Raw genomic sequence first — 21,749 nt, forward strand, 5'->3', positions numbered from 1 at the left:
TTTAGAATACCGCCCGGTTCCGTCCGCGATACCCGGTCAGAAGGGCGATTCCCGAAGTCCTCTGGATAACTGGTGTTGCGTGCACCTTACTTGGCCGCCGTCGCATGACGGAACCCTATTTAAAGCCTCGATAATTCGTATAGAGCAGGTTAATCTCAACTGTTGAAGATATTTTTATCCAACACGAGCGTCGGCGTAACCAGATAATTCCTATTTAATGAGGGTTGGCGGCACACACCGTGCTTCGCCATTCGCATCACCCGCCGGAGTCCCGTGATGCTAGCCCTCTACGTCATCGCTTTCCTCCTTCTAGCCGGTGCGCTCACCTTCATCCAAGCGCCCGCCATCGCCTGGCTCATAGGTCTCACAGCGTGGGTTACCATCGGTCCGCTCGCTGGCATCGCCAACACAGCGGCGACGGTCATCCTCGCGATACTGCTTATCCTCCCCGCCCTACTCATCACCCTAAAACCCCTACGCCGCACCCTCATCACCCGCCGCGTGCTCGCCCTCTTCCGCAGGATCCTGCCTGAAATGTCCGCCACCGAGCGCGACGCCATCGAAGCCGGCACCGTCTGGTGGGACGCCGAACTCTTCTCCGGCCGTCCGAACTGGGACACCCTGCTTTCCCACGGCACCCCCACGCTCACGCCCGAAGAACAAAACTTTATCGCCAACGACTGCGCGCAACTCTGCGACCTCGCCAACGACTGGGACACCACTTCCACTTGGCAAGACCTCTCCCCGCAAGCGTGGGCCTTCATCAAGGAACGCGGTTTTCTCGGCATGATCATTCCGAAGGAGTACGGCGGAAAAGCGTTCTCCGCCTACGCGCACTCGCAGGTCATCATGAAACTGGCGACGCATTCATCCGCCGCCGCCGTCTCCGTGATGGTCCCCAACTCGCTCGGCCCCGCCGAACTGCTCCTGCACTACGGCACCGAAGAACAAAAGAACCACTATCTCCCGCGCCTCGCACGCGGCGACGAAATCCCCTGCTTCGCGCTGACCAACCCCTACGCCGGGTCGGATGCCGCCGCCATTCCCGATGTCGGCATCGCGTGCAGGCAGATGCACGAAGGCCGCGACACGCTCGGCTTTCGCGTGACATGGAGCAAGCGATACATCACCCTCGGTCCGGTCGCGACCGTGCTCGGCCTCGCGTTCCGCGCGCTCGATCCCGACCATCTCCTCGGCGAGAACGACGCACCCGGCATCACCTGCGCGCTCATTCCGACGAAGCACCCCGGCGTGCACATCGGCCGACGTCACTGGCCGCTCAACGCAGTGTTCCAGAACGGCCCGAACCACGGCACGGATGTGTTCATCCCGATGGAATGGGTCATCGGCGGCGCGGCGCAAGTAGGACGCGGCTGGCGCATGCTGATGGAATGTCTCGCCGCCGGGCGCGCGATCTCGCTGCCGTCATCGAATGTCGGCATGGCGAAGCTCGCGGTGCGCGGCACGGGCGCGTATGCCGCCGCGCGCCGCCAGTTCCGCACGTCGATTGGCCGCTTCGAAGGCATTCAGGAAGCGCTCGGGCGCATGGGCGGCAATCTGTACGTGATGGACGCCGCGCGCCGCCTGTCCGCGCAGGCCGTCGATCTCGGCGAGAAGCCGTCGGTGATTTCGGCCATCGCGAAATATCACATCACCGAGCGCGCGCGGCTCGTCATCAACGATGGCATGGATGTGGTCGCGGGCAAGGGCATCTGCATGGGACCGTCGAATTTTTTGGCGCGCGCGTATCAGCAGATGCCGATCTCGATCACCGTCGAAGGCGCGAACATCCTCACGCGCTGCCTCATCATCTTCGGGCAAGGTGCGATTCGTTGTCATCCCTACGTACTCAAGGAAATGGCCGCGACACGCGAACCCGACGCCCAAAAAGCCCTGCGCGATTTCGACACGGCCTTCTTCGGCCACGCGAGCTTTCTGGCATCGAACGCCATGCGCAGCCTCGTCTATGCGTTCGGCGGCAGCGCGCTGATCCGCCGTCCCGCTCAAGCCGATGCGCGCCTCGTGCCCTACTACCGCGCCGCCACGCGCCTGTCGAGCGCGTTCGCCCTGTTCGCCGATGTCTCCATGCTCGCGCTCGGCGGCGAACTGAAACGCCGCGAGCGTCTGTCCGCGCGTCTGGGCGACATCCTCGCGCAGCTTTATCTGATATCCGCGACACTCAAACGCTTCGAGGACGATGGCTGTCCCGACGCCGATCTGCCGCTCGTGCGCTGGGGCGTCGAGGATGCGTTGCATCAGGCGCGGATCGCGTTCGAAGGCTTGCTCGCGAACTATCCGAAGCGCGCGGCGGCAATCTTCCTGCGCACGCTCGCGTTCCCCTTCGGCCTGCCGCACGCCAGCGCCGCCGATGCGCTCGGCAACGACATCGCGCTCATCATGCAAACACCGGGCGATGCGCGCGACCGGCTCGTCGAAGGCTCGCATGTCTCCGCCCTGCACGCCGACCCCATCGCAAACGGCGAAAAATTGCTCGCGCTCATGCCGGCGCTTGCCGCGCTCGAAACCCGTCTGCGCGATGCCATCAAAACCGGCGCGCTCAAACCCATGCCGCAAAGCCCCGACGAACTCGAAGCGTGGGCCAACCGCGCTGCCGAAGGCGGTCACATCGACGAAAACGATCATGCGTTGCTGTTCGAATGGGCGTCGCTTGCGCGCGAGACGGTGAAAGTCGATGACTTTCCTCCAGACTTCGGTATCCTCGAAGCATTGCAGAAGCGCAGTGCGGCGCTCGAACAGCCGTTGCCCGAGCCCGTCGCCTGAGCGAAGCGTCCCGGACCGAACGTCAATCGATGAAAGACCGCTATCTCGACTTCGTCAACTCGCCCTTCGGCACGAGCATCGCACGCACGCTCGGCCTGCCCAAGCCAGAAGCATTGCGCCGCCATCGCGCGGGTCAGCCCGAATTCGGCGGCATGGCGGCCATTGGCGCGGGCCCCTCGCCCACGCTGTTCGATGCGCTCGTCGGCATTCTGTCCACGCTCGGCATGACCGGCGTTGCGCATGAAAGCGCCACCGGCTGGCTGCCCGCCGCCGCGCGTCACGGCGCGATGAGCGGACGCTTCGTGCCGCGCCCGCGCGATGTCTCCGAGCGCGCCGACCGCGTCGAAGCACTGATCTTCGATGCGACCGGCATCGCCGAAAGCGGCGAGTTGCACGCGCTCTATGCGTTCTTTCATGATGCGATACGTTCGCTGGCGGCAAGCGGGCGCATCGTCGTGTTCGGGCGTGAACCTGCCTCGTGCACGAATCCGCGCGCGGCCACGGCGCAGCGTGCGCTCGAAGGACTGGTTCGGTCGCTCGGCAAGGAAGCGCGTAACGGCATCACGTCGAATTTATTACGAGTGGACGATGGCGCGGATATCGAAGGCGCGTTGCGCTTTTTTCTGTCGCCACGTTCGGCGTATGTGTCGGGACAGGCGGTTCATGTTGCCAGCGCAACCTCGCCGAACACGCTCGACGACTGGTCTAAGCCGCTCGCGGGCAAGCGCGCGCTCGTGACGGGTGCGGCGCGCGGCATCGGTGCATCGATCGCGACGGTGCTTGCGGAACGTGGCGCGATCGTCACGGGTCTGGACATCGAAGGCGCGCGCGATGCGCTCGATCAGACCATGCTCTCCATCGAAGACCTGTCGCCCTCGAACGGCGCGCATGCCGCGCTGCTTGCCGATATCGCCTCGCCCGATGCGCCCGCCGAGATCGCGGCGGCGCTCGCGGCATCCGGCGGCGTGGATATCGTCGTGCATAACGCGGGCATCACCATCGACAAGACCATCGCGCGCATGACGAGCGAGATGTGGGACAGCGTGATCGACATCAATCTGCTGGCGCAGGAGCGTATCGACGATGTCCTGCTCGCGCGCGATGTGTTGCGCGCGGGCGGGCGCATCGTCGCGGTGTCGTCGATCAGCGGCATTGCGGGCAATCGCGGGCAGACTAATTACGCGACCTCGAAAGCGGGCGTGATCGGCCGCGTGCAGAGCATGGCGCCGGTGCTGGGCGCGCGTGGCATCACCATCAACGCGGTGGCGCCGGGTTTCATCGAAACGGCGATGACCGCGCGCATGCCTTTCGGCGTGCGCGAGGCCGGACGCCGCCTCAATTCGATGGGACAAGGCGGCCGCCCGGTGGATGTCGCGGAAACGGTCGCGTGGCTCGCGAGTCCGGCAAGCGCAGGCGTGACGGGCAACGTTGTGCGCGTGTGCGGTCAAAGCCTGATCGGTGCCTGAGGAGGACATGACCCCGATGCACGCTTCCACGATGCAACGCGCCCGCACCGTCGTCATCGATACCTTGCCGCCGCCCGCGAAACTCTATGGCCGCGCGCTGCCCGGACTGTTCCGCCGTCAGCGCGCGACGCAATTGCCCGCGCTCAGGCTCGTGCGTCCGAACGTGAAGCTCGATGCCGAAGCCATCGGCCACTATGCGCGCGTGTGCGGCTTCATTCCCGAGCATGGCGTGCCGCTCACGTTTCCGCATGTGCTGGCCTTTCCGCTGCATCTCATGATGCTGACCGACCCGTCGTTTCCGTGGTCCGCGCTCGGTGTCGTGCATCTGTCGAACAGTGTGCGGCTGCGTCGGCCGCTGTCGGCGGGGCAAGGGCTGCGCATCGAAGTGGAGTGCGGCGCGCTGGTGCCGCATCAGAAGGGACAGGCGTTCACGCTGCATACGCGCATCTATCGGCGCGGCGAGGCGGTGTGGGACGGCGACAGCATCTATCTTAAACGCGGCGTGCGCAGCGAGAGTCTCGTCATCACGCCCGACGATGAAAACGCCATGACGCACGCGCCGCTGCTCGTGCGTGAAGCCCGCTGGCAACTGCCTGCGCAACTCGGACGCGATTACGCGAAGGCATCGGGCGACTTCAATCCGATTCATCTGCACGCGCTGACGGCGAAGGCGTTCGGCTTTCCGCGCGCCATCGCGCATGGCATGTGGACGCTGGCGCGTGCGCTTTCGGCGCTGCATCCGTCGAAGGCGATCGCATCCGGCACGGCGCATGGCGACTTCAAGCTGCCGCTGTATCTTCCCGGCGATGCCACGTTATGGAGCGCCGCGCCCTCACCCGCCGCGCGCGATTTCGAAGTGCGCGATCTGGCGGGCGACAAGCCGCATCTGCGTGGACACTTCGAATGGGAGTTGCCATGACGAACGTGAGCATGGCGCGGCGTGTCGCGATCATCGGCAGCAACCGGATTCCGTTCGCGCGTTCGAACACGGCGTACGCGACGGCATCGAATCAGGACATGTTGAGCTTCGTGCTGCAAGGGCTCGTCGATCGGTTCGAACTGCATGGCTTGCGTCTGGGCGAGATCGCGGCGGGCGCGGTCGTCCGGCATTCGCGCGATTTCAATCTCACACGCGAGGCCGCGCTTTCCACCACGCTTGCAAAGGAAACGCCCGCCTACGATGTCACGCAAGCTTGCGGCACCGGACTCGAAGCGGCCATTCTCGTCGCCAACAAGATCGCGTTGGGACAGATCGATGTGGGTATCGCGGGCGGCGTGGATACGGCATCGGATGCGCCCATCGGCGTGAACGAACGCATGCGCAAGATCCTGCTCGAAGCGAACCGCAGCCGTTCGACAGGACAACGTGTGAGCGCGCTGTCGAAGCTGCGGCCCGGCATGTTCTTCAAGCCCGCATTGCCGCGCAACGCCGAACCGCGCACCGGCCTGTCGATGGGCGAGCATTGCGAATTAATGGCCAAGCGCTGGAAGATTTCGCGCGAGGCGCAGGATGCGTTGGCGCACGAAAGCCATCTCAAACTGGCGGCAGCTTACGAGCGCGGTTTCTTCAACGATCTGATGTCGCCGTATAAGAGTCTCGCGCGCGACAACAATCTGCGTCCCGACATCACGCTGGACAAACTCTCGCATCTCAAACCCGTGTTCGATCGCGATGCCGGCACGCTCACCGCAGGCAACTCCACCCCGCTGACCGATGGCGCGTCCGCCGTGTTGCTCGCTTCCGAAGAATGGGCCGCCGCGCGCGGTCTGCCGGTGCAGGCGTATCTCACGCATTCGGCGACGGCCGCAGTCGATTATGTGGAAAAACGCGAAGGCTTGTTGATGGCGCCCGCCTACGCCGTCCCCGCGATGCTCGCGCGCGCGAACCTCACGTTACAAGACTTCGATTTCTACGAGATTCACGAAGCCTTCGCCGCGCAAGTGCTCTGCACGCTCGCGGCCTGGGACGACGACGAGTATTGCCGCGACACGCTCGGACTCGATGCACCGCCCGGCCTGATCGATCGCGCGCGATTGAACGTGAATGGCGGATCGCTGGCGGCGGGGCATCCGTTCGCGGCGACGGGCGGACGGATCGTCGGGACGCTGGCGAAGATGCTGGCGAAAGCGCCTGCGCGCATCGACGGGCAGCCGGTACGCGGACTCATATCGATTTGCGCGGCGGGCGGTCAGGGCGTCGTGGCGATTCTGGAACGCTAGTAAGACCAACATAAAAAGGCGCGCAAAGCCGCGTCGATGGAGACACCGCATGAGGCCTGCACACGCAGCGCCCGGCGAACCGCACGGCACGGACGGCGCATGGTACGCGTCGTACGCGCCGGATGTGCCGCGCGAGATCGATCCCGCGCGCTGGCGTTCGCTCGCGCATTTCTTCGATGAAAGCATCGGACGCTTTCGCGGACACACGGCGTTCACGAGCCTGGGCTCCGATATCACCTTCGATACGCTCGGCCAGAAAGCGCATGCGTTCGCGTCGTATCTTCAGGATATCGGCGTGCGTTCGGGCGACCGCGTCGCGCTGATGATGCCCAACACGCTCGCCTATCCCGTCACGCTGTTCGGCGCGCTGCTGGCGGGCGCGGTGCTCGTCAACGTGAATCCGCTTTATACGGTGCGCGAACTGGTGCATCAGTTGAAGGATTGCGGCGCGCAGACCATCGTGGTGTTCGACCGGTTCGCGAAGACCTTGCAGGATGCGCTGCCGGGCACGCGCGTGCGGCATGTCGTCGTGACCGGCATCGGCGACTTGATGAGCGATGGCCTCAATCTCAAGGGCCGCGCGCTCGATCTGTTCCTGCGGCATGTGAAGAAGGACGTGCCTGATTACGTTCTGCCCGATTCCGTCACGCTGGCTCATGCGCTCGCACGCGGTGCGCGGCGCAAGTTCGAGCCGGTGCGCATCGGGCATGGCGACATCGCGTTCGTGCAGTACACCGGCGGCACGACAGGCGTCGCCAAGGGCGCGATGCTGACTCATCGCAATGTCATCGCCAATTTGATGCAAGCGCTGGCGTGGGCGCGCGGGACGCTCGTCGATGGTGAGGAAATCGTCGTCACGCCCTTGCCGCTTTATCACATCTACTCGTTGACGGTGAACTTGCTGGTGTTTCTCGGCATCGGCGCGCGCAATGTATTGATCGTGAATCCGCGCGATATGGCAGCCGTCATGCGCGCGCTGCGCGGCGTGCCGTTTTCCGCGATCACCGCGCTCAACACGCTCTACGCCGCGCTACTCGACAACGATGAGTTCCGCCGACGCGATTTCTCCCCGCTCAAACTAGCCATGTCCGGCGGCATGGCGACGACGCGCGCCGTCGCCGAACGCTTCGAAGCTGTGACGGGCCGCGCGCTGATCGAAGGCTATGGCCTGACCGAATGCTCGCCGCTCGTCTGTGCGACGCCGCTGCGTCTCGACCAACCGCTACCGTTCGATGGAACCATCGGCGTGCCCGTGCCCTCTACTCTTGTACGTCTGCGCCGCGCGGATGGTTCGTGGGCGGGCATCGGCGAGACGGGTGAAGTGTGCGTGCAAGGTCCGCAAGTGATGAAAGGCTACTGGAACCGGCCCGAGGACACGGCGAAAGCCATCGACACGCAAGGCTGGTTCGCGACCGGCGATATCGGCGCGATGGACGCGCGCGGTTTCATCAAACTCGTGGACCGCAAGAAGGACATGATGATCGTGTCGGGCTTCAATGTGTATCCGACCGAGATCGAGGAGATGCTGAGCGCGCATCCGAAAGTGAGCGCGGCGGCGGTCGTTGGTGTGCCGGATGCCGTGACCGGCGAGCGCGTGAAGGCGTTTGTCGTCGCGCGCGATTCGTCGCTCACGATGGAAGAGTTGCTCGCCTTCGCCCGTTTACACCTGACGGGTTACAAAGTGCCTGCCGTGGTGGAGTTTTGCGAGTCGCTGCCCTTGTCGGCCATCGGCAAGGTGCTGCGGCGGCAATTGCGTGACACGTGACACGACGTCGCGAACGGAGAACCGGATGCGGGAACGAATGCTGATGCGCGGGTTGTTATGCGCCGTGCTGTGCGTCTGCGCGTTCGTGGCGCGCGCGCAGGACACCGCCGACATTGCGCAGGTCGCCTCGCTTGGCGTCGAAGGACAAGCGCGCTGGCTCGCGGATGCCGCGAAGAACGGCACGCTCGAAGACCTCGACGACGACCGCCTGGCCACGCTGTTCCGCTCGCTCGATCCGCTCGCGGTGCCGCGTTATCTGCGCGATAACCAGCGGGTCTATGCCTCGTGCGAATTCACCATGTGGCGGCGCGAACGCATCAAAGACAAATGGCCGAAGCGCGCCGATCACATGCTCGTGCGCGTCGCGCGCGATCCTTTGCGCATCTACGCCAAATGGTTGCCCGATGGCGCGCACGCCGGTCAGGAAATTCTCTACGATGCCGACACGCGTCCCGATCAACTCTACGGGCATCTCGGCGGCTTTCTGGGCGTCGTGCCGATCTGGACCTCGGTGAACGGGTCGCTGGCGCGCGCGCAGTCGAATCATTCGATTCGTGAGCTGGGCATCGAATCCATCACGCAGCGCTTTCTGGATGAAGGCCAGAAATTCGCCGATGCGGGCATCACGCGGCCGAGCGCGATCGATGTGAAGACCATCGACGGCGTGCGCGTGGTGGCTTTCACGTACGAGACGCCAACGGGCCAGCCTACGTTTTATGCGAAGAAGGAAGTGCTCGGGCTCGATCTCACGCGTCCGCTGTTGCGCTCGGTCGAATCGTTCGATAACGACGGCGATATTTTCGAAAGCGTGGTGTTCGAGCATATCGAGGAAAAGTCCTTCGACGCGCTGACGTTCGATCCGAAGAACCCGGAATACCGGTTCTGATTTTGGCGCGACATGTGATGTAACAAGCGCTACGCGCGTTTTAAGTCTGGCCTAAGAAAGCGTCGATAACCTCGCTTCACTCCATCGACATCGCGGCGTTGGGCCCGTTAGACGGGCGACCGCACATCGTCATGTAAAACCAAGGTGCACGACCTATGAACATCCGTCCGGTTTCGGCTCCTCTGCGAGCCATGAAAAAGCTACTCAGCCATCACGAAATCGCCACGCTGCTGCTGTTATTGCATGCGCCGATCGATGTGATGGCGGCCACGCCCGATGTCGAATCGCTGCAGGAATATGGCTATGTCGAGATCGTGTCGCCCGAGGCGGATTCGAGCGGGCCGAAGTTGCGTTTGACCGAGGATGGCAATGCGGTGCTGCGCGGGCTTGGGGTGAAGTAAGGCTTGCTGTGCGCGTTGATATCGCAAACTCTGTGATAATCGGTTGAACGTTCATTCACCGATCAAGGAGTGCTTCGCGATGCCCGCTTCCTCACCCATCGTTCAACGCGTGCTGCTCACCAATGACGACGGCATCGATGCACCGGGCCTGGCCGTGCTCGAAGCCGTTGCTGCTGAAATCGCGCACGAGGTTTGGGTGGTCGCGCCGGAGCACGATCAGAGCGGCACGTCGCATTCCATCAGTTTGCATTCGCCGCTGCGCATGTCGCGTCAGGGCGAGCGGCGCTTCGGCGTGCAGGGCACACCCGGCGACTGCGTGGTGATGGCCGCGCGTCACATCATGAAAGATGCGCCGCCTACGCTGGTTCTGTCCGGTATCAATCGCGGCGCGAATCTGGGTGTCGAGACGATGTTTTCCGGGACGGTCGGTGCGGCGATGACGGGGTTGTTGCTTGGGCTTCCGTCGATTGCGATGAGCCAGACCTTCAGCGATCGCGACAATGTTCGATGGGATACGGCGCGTGCGCTTGCACCCGGCATCATTCGGCAATTGCTCGCCATTTCGCACGATGCGCCGACTTGTCTCAACGTCAATTTTCCGGATTGCGATGCTTCGGATGCGGGGCCGTTGACGGTCACGCGGCAAGGTGTGGGGCTTGTGGAGGGCATCGATGTCGTGGAGCGGGTCGATCCGCGTGGGATTCCTTATCATTGGCTGCGGTTTGCGCGTGGCGCGCGGTTGAATGCGGCGGATAGTGAGACGGCGGTGGTTGGGGCGGGGCGTGTTTCGGTTACGCCGTTGCATTTCGATCGGACGGATGAGGGGACGTTTGGGGTGTTGGAGTCTGGGCTGCGGGGTTGATTTTCAGCTTTTCGCGTTGTGGGGTTTTGTTGTTGTTTTTTGCGTGCAAGGGGCTGCTGGTTGTTGAGTTGTTTATGCAGTAGCCGCCTCCCCGGCGGGGGGGTAACTTTCTTTGCTGCTGCAAAGAAAGTCACCAAAGAAAGCAGCTTTTTACACCATGCACGATGGTTGGAGAGGGTGGTCTGGATTAACGATACAGTGGCCGCGTTAGGACGTCCCTCGGTTGGTTAAGCGCGTGGGCAACCTCGCGATTTCGTGCTCGAATCCTTAAGTCTTAGTGGCCCGCATTCATTCATTCGGCCATGCGCTGCGCGCGCCGAGAGCTTTAGAACGGAATCCCGCAGCGTATCAGCGCCCAGCCACATCACACGTCACCGTTATGTCGTCATTCGGCCCTACCTTGATAAGCACTTCCGGGCAAAGCGCACACACCAACGCAAGTCACCTTTTAGTCGGAGCACTAACCAAGGTAGGACCGAATAGCAATCTAACGGGGAAGTGTGATGTGGCTGGGCGCTTATAGGCTGCGGGATTCCGTTCTTACGTTCTCGGCGCGCGCAGCGCATGGCCGAAAGAATGAATGCGGTCCACTGAGACCAAAGAATTCGAGCGCGCAATCGCGAGGTTGCCTAAGCGGCTTGTTATGCGTGGCAAGTCCTATTGCGGCCACTGCATCGTTAATCCAGACCAACCCTCTCCAGCCAGCGAGCATGGGGTAAAAAGCTGCTTTCTTTGGTGACTTTCTTTGCAGCAGCAAAGAAAGTTACCCCCCCGCCGGGGAGGCGGCTACTGCATAACAAACACAGACAACAGCAGCCCTTTGCATGACATAAAGATCTCCGTTGATCCCTTACCTCGCTTTCCCGTAAGCTGTCGATCAACCGGAACACCAAAACAAGAGAAAACCCCGATGACATCCTCCAAATCACGCCTAGCACTCTGCGCCATACTCCTCACCGCCACCAGCGCCTTCGCGCAAACCGCAGCAACCCCGGTAGGCACGTGGCAAACCATCGACGATGCCACCGGCAAACCCAAAGCCATCATCCAGATCACGGACGACGGCAGCGGCCAGCTCTCAGGCAAGGTGATACGCGGCATCGGGGAATTCGATCACCCCGACATGCGATGCAGCGCCTGCACGGACGAACGCCACGATCAACTCGTGAAGGGCATGACGATCATCACCGGCATGCGACAGGACGGCGATCAATGGGACGGCGGCCAGATTCTCGATCCCGGTAACGGCAAGCTCTACAAATGCAAGATGAAGGTCGAAGACAACGGTCAAAAGCTGACCGTGCGCGGCTATATCGGTGTCTCGCTGCTTGGGCGTTCGCAAACGTGGATTCGGCAACAATGAACCGCTGACTTCTTGCCAAGAAGCATAAAAAAACCGGCCAAAGACTTTCATCTCTGGCCGGTTTTTTCATGCTTCTCGAAGCGAATGCCCGATCATGCTGCCTGACGCTCCGACACCTCTTCCACGTCCGATGCGCTTGCTGCCGCTTCTTCGTGAACATCGGGATAAGTCTCCGCTGCCGCGATGAACGGAAGATCCGCCGGCACGCGCATGCGCGAAGTCATGATCGAATATAAGGACTCGCCCGCCGGGCCAAACAGTTGCGTCATGACACGCAGCAGCACGCCCGTCTCGTGCCACGCCTTGAAGCGGCGATGACACGTCTGATACGAAGGGTATTTACGCGGCAGCGCGGACCATGATGCGCCGCTATACATGACCCACAGCACGCCGTTCAACACCGCGCGCGTGTTGGCGAGCGGACGGCCCCGCAACTCCGACCGCGGACGCAGTTCGGGAAGCAGCGGTGCGACCATCTGCCATTCTTCGTCGTTTAAATCGCGGTAGGGTTTCACGGTATCTTCTCCAATAGCTAATGAGTACCGGAGCACGATACAGAGCGCACCCAAACCGCGACATCGGAGCGGTCCGAATCTTGAAAATACCCGCCAAGCCTTATCCCGATTGGCCCGGCGCGGAATTTTGATTCTCGTTTTAAGTCAGCGAAACCGACGCCACGCGACGCGGCGATTCGAGATACTCCGTCGATTGCATTTCGACGATGCGCGAAACCGTGCGCGCGAATTCATTGGACATCGGACCTTCCACGTAGAGTTCTTCCGCCGGCACCGCCGCCGACATCAGCAGCTTCACCTTGTGGTCGTAGAACACGTCGATGAGCCAGGTGAAGCGGCGCGCTTCGGACGCCATGCGCGGCGACATCTGCGGCACGTCGGAGAGAATCACGGCGTGAAAACGGTTCGCCAGTTCGAGGTAATCGTTCTGCGAGCGCGGGCCGCCGCAGAGCGTGGCGAAGTCGAACCACACGACGCCATCCGCACGGCGCAGCGCCTTGATCTCGCGCTTCTCGATATGCAGCAGCGGGCTTTCGTCCGGCACCGCCGCGAGCTTGGCGAAGTCCGCGCGCAATGCCTTGTCCGCCGATGCCCCAAGCGGCGTGTGATACGCCTGCACCTGAGAAAGCGTGCGCTTGCGGTAGTCCGTGCCCGCATCGACGTTGAGCACGTCCATGTTCGTCTTGAGCAGTTCGATGGCCGGCAGCACACGGTCGCGATGCAACCCATCCGGATAAAGCGTGTCCGGCTGGTAATTGGACGTCATCACGAACTGCACGCCGTTCTTGAACAGCCGATCCAGCAGGCGATACAAAATCATGGCATCCGCGATATCGGAAACATGAAACTCGTCGAAGCAGATCAGCCTATAACGTTTGCCGATGCGCCGCGCCAGTTCATCGAGCGGATCGGCCTGCCCTTTCAGTTCCTCCAGCTCGCGATGCACCTCGCGCATGAACTCGTGAAAATGCAGCCGCGTCTTGCGCTGCACCGGCACCACGGCATAGAAGCTGTCCATCAGGAAGCTCTTGCCGCGCCCGACGCCGCCCCACAGATACACGCCGCGCGGCAAGTCCGGATGCACGAGAAACTTCATGATCGCGTTCGAGCGGCGCGACTTGTACGACACCCACTCGTCATAGCAACGCTGCAGGCGCGCGACCGCCGCGAGTTGCGCCTCGTCGGATTGATAACCCCGCGTCCGCAGTTCGTTTTCGTAGTATTCGGTGACGTTCATCTTCTGCCGTTTGAAGTGACGAAGGCGAGCGGTCAATCCGCTCGCCTTCGTGTGTGATGCCTTGCTGCCCGAAGCCGAGCTATTACATGTTCAACGCGCGCTTGTCGACGGCCAGCGCCGCTTCACGCATCACTTCCGAGAGCGACGGATGCGGATGGCAAATGCGGCCGATATCTTCCGACGCCGCCTTGAACTCCATCGCCACGACCGCTTCCGCGATCAGATCCGACGCGTCCGCCGCGATGATATGCACGCCGAGAATCTCGTCGGTCTTCGCATCCGCGATCATCTTGACGAAGCCATCCGCACGGCCGATGCCGAGCGCGCGGCCATTGGCCATCATCGGGAACTGGCCGGTCTTGATCGCGCGGCCTTCGGCCTTGAGCTGCTGTTCCGTCTTGCCGACCCACGCGATTTCCGGTTCCGTGTAGATGACCCACGGCACGCAGTTGTAATCGATATGCGGCTTTTGTCCGTCGATGATCTCCGCCACCGCCACGCCTTCGTCTTCCGCCTTGTGCGCGAGCATCGGGCCGCGCACCACGTCGCCGATGGCGTACACGTTCGGCACGCTCGTCGCGCAGTGATCGTCCACGTCGATGAAACCGCGCTCGTTCGCCTTCAGCCCGATGGCTTCGAGTCCGAGGTTATCCGTGTTCGGCACGCGGCCGATCGACACGATCAGACGGTCGGCTTCCAGCGTCTGCGCATTGCCCGCGTTGTCCGTGTAAGCGATCGACACGCCCTTGTCGGACGTCTTCACTTCGCCGATCTTCACGCCGAGGTGAATGTCCAGACCTTGCTTCTTGAACTGCTTGGCGGCTTCCTTCGCGAGCGATTCATCCGCCGCGCCCAGGAATTGCGGCAGCGCTTCGAGCACGGTCACATCCGCGCCCAGACGACGCCACACCGAGCCGAGTTCCAGACCGATCACGCCCGCGCCGATCACGGCGAGCTTCTTCGGCACGGCGTCGAAGGCGAGCGCGCCTTCGTTGTCCGCGACGATTTTGTTGTCGACCGGAATGTTCGGCAGATGCCGCGCCTTCGAACCCGTCGCGATAATCACGTTCTTCGCGGTGACGACTTCGGTTTCGCCTTCACCCGACACTTCGATCTGCACGCCAGCAGCATTCTTGCCGGTGAACTTGCCATGACCCTTGAGCCACGTGATCTTGTTCTTACGGAACAAGAACTCGATGCCCTTCGTCATCTTCTCGACGATGCCATCCTTGCGCGCCAGCATCTTCGACACATCGAGCTTCACATCCGACACGCTGATGCCGTGATCGGCCAGATGCTTCGACGTGTTTTCGAATTCTTCCGACGACGCCAGCAGCGCCTTCGACGGAATGCAGCCCACGTTCAGGCACGTGCCGCCGAGCTTGAGCGTGCCCGCCGGGTTCTTCCACTTCTCGATACACGCAACCGTCTTGCCGAGTTGCGCTGCGCGAATGGCCGCGATATAGCCGCCCGGGCCCGCGCCGATCACGACGACATCAAATTCTTGGGACATGACTTTCCTTGTGTCTGACTCCGCTCTTGCGGAGACGCCTCGGCAGTGCGCGCGAGTCTATCGCGCGCACCGAAGGCAACTTTGCTCTTACAGGTCCAGCAGCAGACGGGCCGGATCTTCCAGCGCGTCCTTCATGGCGACCAGCGACAGCACGGCTTCGCGACCATCGATGATCCGATGGTCGTACGACAGCGCGAGGTAGTTCATCGGACGGATCACGATCTGGCCGTTTTCGACGACCGCGCGTTCCTTTGTCGCGTGAACGCCGAGAATGGCGGACTGCGGCGGGTTGATGATCGGCGTCGACAACATGGAGCCGAACACGCCGCCGTTCGAGATGGAGAACGTGCCGCCGGTCATTTCCTCGATCGACAGCTTGCCGTCCTTGGCCTTCTGGCCAAATTCGGCGATCTTCTTCTCGATGTCGGCGAGGCTCATTTGATCGGCGTTGCGCAGAATCGGCACCACCAGACCGCGCGGCGAACCCACCGCGATACCGATGTCGAAGTAGCCGTGATAGACGATATCGTTACCGTCGATCGACGCGTTCACCAGCGGGAACTTCTTCAGCGCGGCAACAGCAGCCTTCACGAAGAACGACATGAAGCCGAGCTTCACGCCATGTTCCTTCTCGAACTTGTCCTTGTACTTGTTGCGCAGATCCATGACCGGCGCCATGTTGACTTCGTTGAACGTCGTCAGGATGGCGTTGGTTTGCTGCGATTCGAGCAGACGCTCGGCGATCCGCGCACGAAGACGCGACATCGGCACGCGTTGCTCCGGGCGATCCTTGAGCCATGCATCGGCGGAAGCGGGCGCGTTGACTTGCGGCAGCGCGGGCTTCGCAGCTTTCGCGGGCGCGGCGGGTGCCGGTGCGGCAGCAGGCTTCGCAGCCGGTGCGGGTGCCGAAGCGGACGCCCCAAGCGCGTCGCCCTTGGTGATGCGGCCATCGCGGCCCGAACCCGGAACCTGATCCGCCGGCACGCCCTTCTCGGCCAGAATCTTGGCCGCCGAAGGCGATGCCGCGCCGCCCGTGGCCTGCGCGCTCGACTGCGCCGCAGCCGGTGCCGAAGATGCAGCGGTCGTTTCGGCTTCCGGTGCGGGCTTCACTTCCGCGTCGCCGGCAGCGGCGGCGGCTGGCGCTTCGCCGGCCTTCGCCTCGGTATCGATCTTGGCGATGATTTCATCGGCCGCGACGATATCGCCGTCATGCTTGATAACCTGCGCCAGCACGCCCGCGGACGGCGCGGGCACTTCGAGCACGACCTTGTCGGTTTCGATTTCGATGAGGATTTCGTCCTGAGCGACAGCCTCGCCCGGCTTCTTCTTCCATTGCAGCATGGTCGCTTCCGAGACCGACTCGGAAAGCTGGGGAACCTTGACTTCTACGATAGCCATTTCTGTATTTTCCTGATGCGTGTCTGTGTGTTCGAGCAGCGAGACCGGGGAGCGCTTCTTGTCGCGTTCACCCGGCCTCTTTCAATCAGCGGTTACTTCGAGACGACCTGCGCGCCCTTGAGGCGGCCGAACGCGCCTTCCACGAGCGCCTTCTGCTGCTCGTAGTGCTTCGCGTAGTAGCCGACCGCGGGAGAAGCCGAAGCCGGACGGCCGCTGTAGGCCAGCTTCATGCCGTCGCGCATGCCTTCGCGCAGATGGTGCTCGATATAGAACCAGGCGCCCTGATTCTGCGGCTCGTCCTGCACCCACACCACTTCCGTCGCGTTCTCGTACTTCTTGATTTCCGCGTCGAATTGCTTGTGCGCGAACGGATACAACTGCTCGATACGCACGATGGCCACATCGTTCGCCTTCGCTTCTCGGCGATGCGCGACGATGTCGTAATACACGCGGCCCGAGCACACGACCACGCGCTTGACCTTCTTCGCTTCGATCGACGCATCCACCTCGCCGATGACCGGCTGGAACGAGCCCTTCGCCAGTTCCGAGAGGTCCGACACGGCTTCCTTGTGACGCAGCAGCGACTTCGGCGTGGCGATGATCAGCGGCTTGCGGAACAGGCGGATCATCTGACGGCGCAGCAAATGGAAAATCTGCGCCGGCGTGGTCGGCTGAACCACTTGCATGTTGTGGTCCGCGCACAGTTGCAGGAAGCGCTCGATACGCGCCGACGAGTGTTCCGGGCCTTGGCCTTCGTAGCCGTGCGGGAGCATCATCGTGAGGCCGGAGACGCGGCCCCACTTCACTTCGCCCGACGAGATGAACTGGTCGATCACGACCTGCGCGCCGTTCACGAAGTCGCCGAACTGCGCTTCCCAGCCGACGAACGTGTTCGGTTCGGCGGTCGAATAGCCGTACTCGAAACCGAGCACCGCTTCTTCGGAGAGCACCGAGTCGATCACATTGAACTTGGCCTGACCTTCCGCGATGTTTTGCAGCGGAATGTACGTGCCATCGTTCCAGCGCTCGCGGTTTTGATCGTGCAGCACCGCGTGACGGTGCGTGAACGTGCCACGGCCCGAATCCTGACCCGTCAGACGCACGGCATAACCCGACGCCACCAGCGACGCAAACGCGAGATGCTCGCCCATGCCCCAGTCGAGCTTCGCTTCGCCCAGACCCATTGCGCGGCGGTCATTGATGACGCGCTCGACCAGCGGGTGAACCTTGAAGTTCTCGGGAATCGTGGTGATGCGCTCGGCCAGACGCTTCAGTTCGGCGAGCGGCACGGCGGTATCCGCCGCATCCGTCCACTTGCGGTTCAGGAACGGCACCCAGTCCACCGCGTACTTGCTCTTGTAGTTCGAGAGCACCGGATCGACCGTGTGATGCCCTTCGTCCATCGCGGCGCGGTAGGCCTTCACCATTTCATCGGCGTTTTCCGCTGTGATGACGCCTTGCTGCACGAGCTTTTCCGCGTACACGGCGCGCGTGCCCGGATGCTTCGCGATGGTCTTGTACATCAGCGGCTGCGTGACGGCCGGCGTGTCCTGCTCGTTGTGGCCGAGCTTGCGGAAACAGATGATGTCGACGACCACATCCTTGTGGAACTTCATGCGGAAGTCGATGGCGAGCTGCGTGGCGAGCACGACGGCTTCGGGATCGTCGCCGTTCACGTGCAGCACCGGCGCTTCGATCATCTTGACCACGTCCGAGCAATACAAAGTCGAGCGCGCATCGCGCGGGTCCGACGTGGTAAAGCCGATCTGGTTGTTGATGACGATATGCAGCGTGCCGTGCGTGCCGTAACCGCGCGTCTGCGCGAGGTTCAGCGTTTCCATCACCACGCCCTGACCCGCGAAGGCGGCGTCGCCGTGGATCTGCACCGGCAGCACTTGCAGGCCTTCTTCGTCGCCGCGACGGTCCATCCGCGCCTTCGCCGAACCTTCGACCACCGGGTTCACGATTTCGAGGTGCGACGGGTTGAACGCGAGCGACAGGTGAACCGGGCCGCCTTCGGTCGAGACATCCGACGAGAAGCCCTTGTGGTACTTCACGTCGCCGGCCGGCAGATCATCCACGTGCTTGCCTTCGAATTCGGCGAACAGGTCAGCCGGCATCTTGCCGAGCGTGTTGACCAGCACATTCAGACGCCCGCGGTGCGCCATGCCGATGACGATTTCCTGCACGCCGTTCTTGCCGCCGTGACGCACGACTTCGTCCATCGACGCGATGAAGCTCTCGCCGCCTTCCAACGAGAAACGCTTCTGGCCGACATACTTCGTGTGCAGGAAACGCTCGAGACCTTCGGCAGCCGTCAGGCGGTTGAGGATGTGCTTCTTCTTGTCGTTCGAGAAATCCGGCGTCGAACGGATGGATTCGAGGCGTTCCTTCCACCAGCGCTTTTGTTCAGGATCGCTGATGTACATGTACTCGGCGCCGATGGTGCCGCAGTAAGTGTCACGCAGCGCCTTGACGATCTCGCGCAGCGACGCGCGCTCGAAACCGAAATACAGGTTCGTGGCGCTGAACGTCTGGTCCATGTCGGCTTCGGTGAAGTCGTAGAACGCAGGTTCGAGTTCGGGGATATGCGGACGCTCGCGGCGCTTGAGCGGATCGAGATTGGCCCATTGCGTGCCAAGGAAGCGATACGCACCGATGAGCGACTGGACGTAGACCTGCTTGCGCGCGGTGGCGAGGTCTTCGGATGCGCCTTCGCGTGGCACGAAAGCGTTCTGCTTCGCACGCTGCGCAAACGATTCGACGATCGGGCCGTGGGCCACGTCGTTGTGCGCCGTGCCGTCGGATGCGGGCACGTTCTGCAACGCGTCGAAATACGCGCGCCAGGTCTCGGGCACTGACGCAGGATTATCGAGATATTGCTCGTACAGCTCTTCGACGTACGGAGCGTTACCGCCGAACAGATAGGAGTTCGACTGGAATTGCTTCATCATTTTACGCTCACCTTTCTTCGAGTTTCTCGAGGAAGTGCGGGTTACGAAACCTTCCGCGACACGGCCTGACCGTTTGGCGGATTGCGCGAATCAAGTCTTGCTTGGAAGGACCAAAAAAGCGACTGCGAATCTCGTTAGCATAGCACAGAAGCATTCGTCATATGACCGATAGCCGCATGTGCCGGGGCGCGCTCGCCCTTATGCTGTAAGGATGTGCGGGTGTTTTAGAGATAAACAAGAGCACGGTTGACGACCCGTTCAGGATACGCCGGATACGACGAAGCCGCCCGAAGGCGGCTTCTTTGACCACTAAAACTTAGTCGCTTGCGCCTTCACGGCTCGCGCGACGGCGCTCGTGTTCCTTCAGATGGCGCTTGCGCAGACGGATGGACTGCGGCGTGACTTCGACCAGTTCGTCATCGTCGATGAACTCGACCGCGTATTCCAGCGAAAGCTGAACCGGCGGCACGAGACGCACGGCTTCATCGGTGCCCGAGGCGCGCACGTTGGTCAGTTGCTTGCCCTTGATCGGGTTCACGACGAGGTCGTTGTCGCGGCTATGGATACCGATGATCATGCCTTCGTACAGCGCATCGCCCGGCGTCACGAACATGCGGCCGCGATCCTGCAGCTTCCACAGCGCGTAGGCCACGGCTGCGCCATCGTCCTGCGAAATCAGCACGCCGTTGCGGCGCTCGCCGACCGAACCTTCCTTGACCGGCGAGTACGAATCGAACGTGTGGCTCATCAGGCCCGTGCCGCGCGTGAGCGTGAGGAACTCGCTCTGGAAGCCGATCAGGCCACGCGCCGAAATCTTGTACTCCAGACGCGTGCGGCCACGGCCGTCCGACGTCATGTCGAGCATTTCGCCCTTGCGGCGGCCCAGTTCTTCCATCACGCCGCCCTGATGCGGATCTTCGATATCGACCGTCAGGTTTTCATACGGCTCGTGCTTCACGCCATCGATTTCCTGCAGCACCACGCGCGGACGCGACACGGCAAGCTCATACCCTTCACGGCGCATGTTCTCGACCAGAATGGTCAGATGCAGTTCGCCACGGCCCGAGACTTCGAACGTGGTTTCGTCGCCGGTATCCTTCACGCGCAACGCCACGTTGTGGTTCAGTTCCTTCGTGAGACGGTCGCGAATCTGGCGGCTCGTTACGAACTTGCCTTCCTTGCCCGCGAGCGGCGACGAATTCACGAGGAAGTTCATCGTCAGCGTGGGTTCATCGACGGTGATCATGGGCAGCGCTTCGGGATTGTCCGGCGAGCAGATGGTCACGCCGATGCCGATTTCCTCGATACCGTTGATCAACACGATATCGCCCGCCTGCGCCTCGTCAACCTGCACGCGCTCCAGACCGTGGAACGACAACACTTGATTGATCTTGCGGTTGATGATCGCGCCATCCGGGCCCGAACGCACGGCCACTTGCATGCCGGGGCGGATACGCCCGCGCGCCACGCGGCCCACGCCGATACGGCCAACATACGAGTTGTAGTCGAGCGAGGTGATTTGCAGTTGCAGCGGACCGTCCGGGTCGGCCGGGCGCACCGGAACGTGTTCCAGAATGGCTTCGAACAGCGGACGCATGGTGCCTTCGCGCACTTCGGGATTGAGCCCGGCGTAACCGTTCAGGCCAGAGGCGTAGACGATCGGGAAATCCAGTTGTTCTTCAGTGGCGCCGAGCTTGTCGAACAGATCGAACGTCTGGTTGATCACCCAGTCGATACGCGCGCCCGGACGGTCCACCTTGTTGATGACGACGATCGGCTTCAAACCGAGCGCCAGCGCCTTCTTGGTCACGAAGCGCGTTTGCGGCATGGGGCCTTCAACGGCATCGACCAGCAGCAGCACGGAATCGACCATGGACAGCACGCGTTCCACTTCGCCACCGAAGTCCGCGTGTCCCGGCGTATCGACGATATTGATGTGCGTGCCTTCGTACTCGACCGCGCAATTCTTCGCCAGGATCGTGATGCCACGTTCCTTTTCGATGTCGTTCGAGTCCATGACGCGCTCGGCGACCTGTTGATTTTCCCGGAAGGTGCCCGACTGGCGGAGCAACTGGTCGACGAGCGTGGTTTTGCCGTGGTCGACGTGGGCGATGATGGCGATATTGCGAAGGGCGCGAGTCATATGAGGATGTCTTGGTTGTGCACCGTCGGAGCGAGCCCTGGATTGAACATCTCGAACATGAAGATGTCATGGCTCGGCAAACCCATCCCTCACTGTCATGCAACGCATGAAAATCGTGGGCCCGGCGCGGTGAGAACCCAAAATTATAGCACGCACAAGTGTCATTTCCTGACAATAGGACGCTACCCCTAACAGTGTTGCCGTTTTGCAGCTATTTGAGCCGCCCTCTTGCACCAGCCGCGTGC

General features: G+C 62.1%; 15 protein-coding genes. 9 read left to right on the plus strand and 6 right to left on the minus strand.

From position 1 onward, the window contains the following. The first annotated feature begins 276 nt into the window (after positions 1–276). The 9 genes from ACZCWR_RS12365 (at position 277) to ACZCWR_RS12405 (ending at position 11,744) form a co-directional block, all read left to right on the plus strand. Positions 277–2,781 carry an acyl-CoA dehydrogenase gene (locus ACZCWR_RS12365; RefSeq protein WP_487301050.1) on the plus strand — a complete coding sequence of 835 codons (2,505 nt, stop codon included), beginning with the start codon at positions 277–279 and terminating at the stop codon, positions 2,779–2,781. 29 nt (positions 2,782–2,810) lie between these two features. After that, positions 2,811–4,247, plus strand: a complete 1,437-nt coding sequence (locus ACZCWR_RS12370; RefSeq protein WP_487301051.1) for a 3-oxoacyl-ACP reductase — start codon at positions 2,811–2,813, stop codon at positions 4,245–4,247. A gap of 16 nt (positions 4,248–4,263) precedes the next feature. After that, complete coding sequence (locus ACZCWR_RS12375; RefSeq protein WP_487303316.1) at positions 4,264–5,166, plus strand: MaoC family dehydratase; 903 nt, start codon at positions 4,264–4,266, stop codon at positions 5,164–5,166. After that, positions 5,163–6,467 (plus strand): acetyl-CoA C-acetyltransferase, encoded by a 1,305-nt coding sequence (locus ACZCWR_RS12380; RefSeq protein WP_487301052.1) that lies wholly within the window; start codon positions 5,163–5,165, stop codon positions 6,465–6,467. The genes ACZCWR_RS12375 and ACZCWR_RS12380 overlap by 4 nt, the downstream gene beginning before the upstream one ends. A 49-nt stretch (positions 6,468–6,516) precedes the next feature. Further along, a complete protein-coding gene (locus tag ACZCWR_RS12385; protein WP_487301053.1) occupies positions 6,517–8,232 on the plus strand; it encodes an AMP-binding protein in 1,716 nt (571 codons plus the stop codon). A gap of 25 nt (positions 8,233–8,257) precedes the next feature. Next, positions 8,258–9,118, plus strand: coding sequence for a DUF1571 domain-containing protein (locus ACZCWR_RS12390; protein ID WP_487301054.1), 861 nt, complete (start codon positions 8,258–8,260; stop codon positions 9,116–9,118). 155 nt (positions 9,119–9,273) lie between these two features. Next, positions 9,274–9,519 (plus strand): hypothetical protein, encoded by a 246-nt coding sequence (locus ACZCWR_RS12395; RefSeq protein WP_487301055.1) that lies wholly within the window; start codon positions 9,274–9,276, stop codon positions 9,517–9,519. 79 nt (positions 9,520–9,598) lie between these two features. Beyond that, positions 9,599–10,381 (plus strand): 5'/3'-nucleotidase SurE, encoded by a 783-nt coding sequence (gene surE / locus ACZCWR_RS12400; protein ID WP_487301056.1) that lies wholly within the window; start codon positions 9,599–9,601, stop codon positions 10,379–10,381. A 910-nt stretch (positions 10,382–11,291) separates the two neighbouring features. Continuing rightward, positions 11,292–11,744, plus strand: a complete 453-nt coding sequence (locus tag ACZCWR_RS12405; RefSeq protein WP_487301057.1) for a DUF2147 domain-containing protein — start codon at positions 11,292–11,294, stop codon at positions 11,742–11,744. Between the two features lie 92 nt (positions 11,745–11,836). Here the strand turns inward: ACZCWR_RS12405 and ACZCWR_RS12410 are convergent, their stop codons facing one another. The 6 genes from ACZCWR_RS12410 to typA all read right to left on the minus strand — a co-directional run bounded on the left by ACZCWR_RS12410 (position 11,837) and on the right by typA (position 21,504). Continuing rightward, positions 11,837–12,259, minus strand: coding sequence for a transposase (locus ACZCWR_RS12410; RefSeq protein ID WP_487301058.1), 423 nt, complete (start codon positions 12,257–12,259; stop codon positions 11,837–11,839). 139 nt (positions 12,260–12,398) lie between these two features. Next, positions 12,399–13,496 (minus strand): cell division protein ZapE, encoded by a 1,098-nt coding sequence (gene zapE / locus ACZCWR_RS12415; protein WP_487303317.1) that lies wholly within the window; start codon positions 13,494–13,496, stop codon positions 12,399–12,401. A gap of 82 nt (positions 13,497–13,578) precedes the next feature. After that, a complete protein-coding gene (gene lpdA / locus ACZCWR_RS12420; RefSeq protein WP_487301059.1) occupies positions 13,579–15,009 on the minus strand; it encodes a dihydrolipoyl dehydrogenase in 1,431 nt (476 codons plus the stop codon). 87 nt (positions 15,010–15,096) lie between these two features. Beyond that, a complete protein-coding gene (odhB, locus tag ACZCWR_RS12425; protein ID WP_487301060.1) occupies positions 15,097–16,407 on the minus strand; it encodes a 2-oxoglutarate dehydrogenase complex dihydrolipoyllysine-residue succinyltransferase in 1,311 nt (436 codons plus the stop codon). A gap of 92 nt (positions 16,408–16,499) precedes the next feature. Further along, on the minus strand, positions 16,500–19,361 hold the full coding sequence (locus ACZCWR_RS12430) for a 2-oxoglutarate dehydrogenase E1 component (RefSeq protein WP_487301061.1): 2,862 nt from the start codon (positions 19,359–19,361) through the stop codon (positions 16,500–16,502). A 316-nt stretch (positions 19,362–19,677) separates the two neighbouring features. Beyond that, complete coding sequence (typA, locus tag ACZCWR_RS12435; protein WP_487301062.1) at positions 19,678–21,504, minus strand: translational GTPase TypA; 1,827 nt, start codon at positions 21,502–21,504, stop codon at positions 19,678–19,680. Positions 21,505–21,749: the final 245 nt, after the last annotated feature.

The sequence above is a fragment of the Caballeronia sp. A2-2 genome (genome assembly GCF_057612605.2).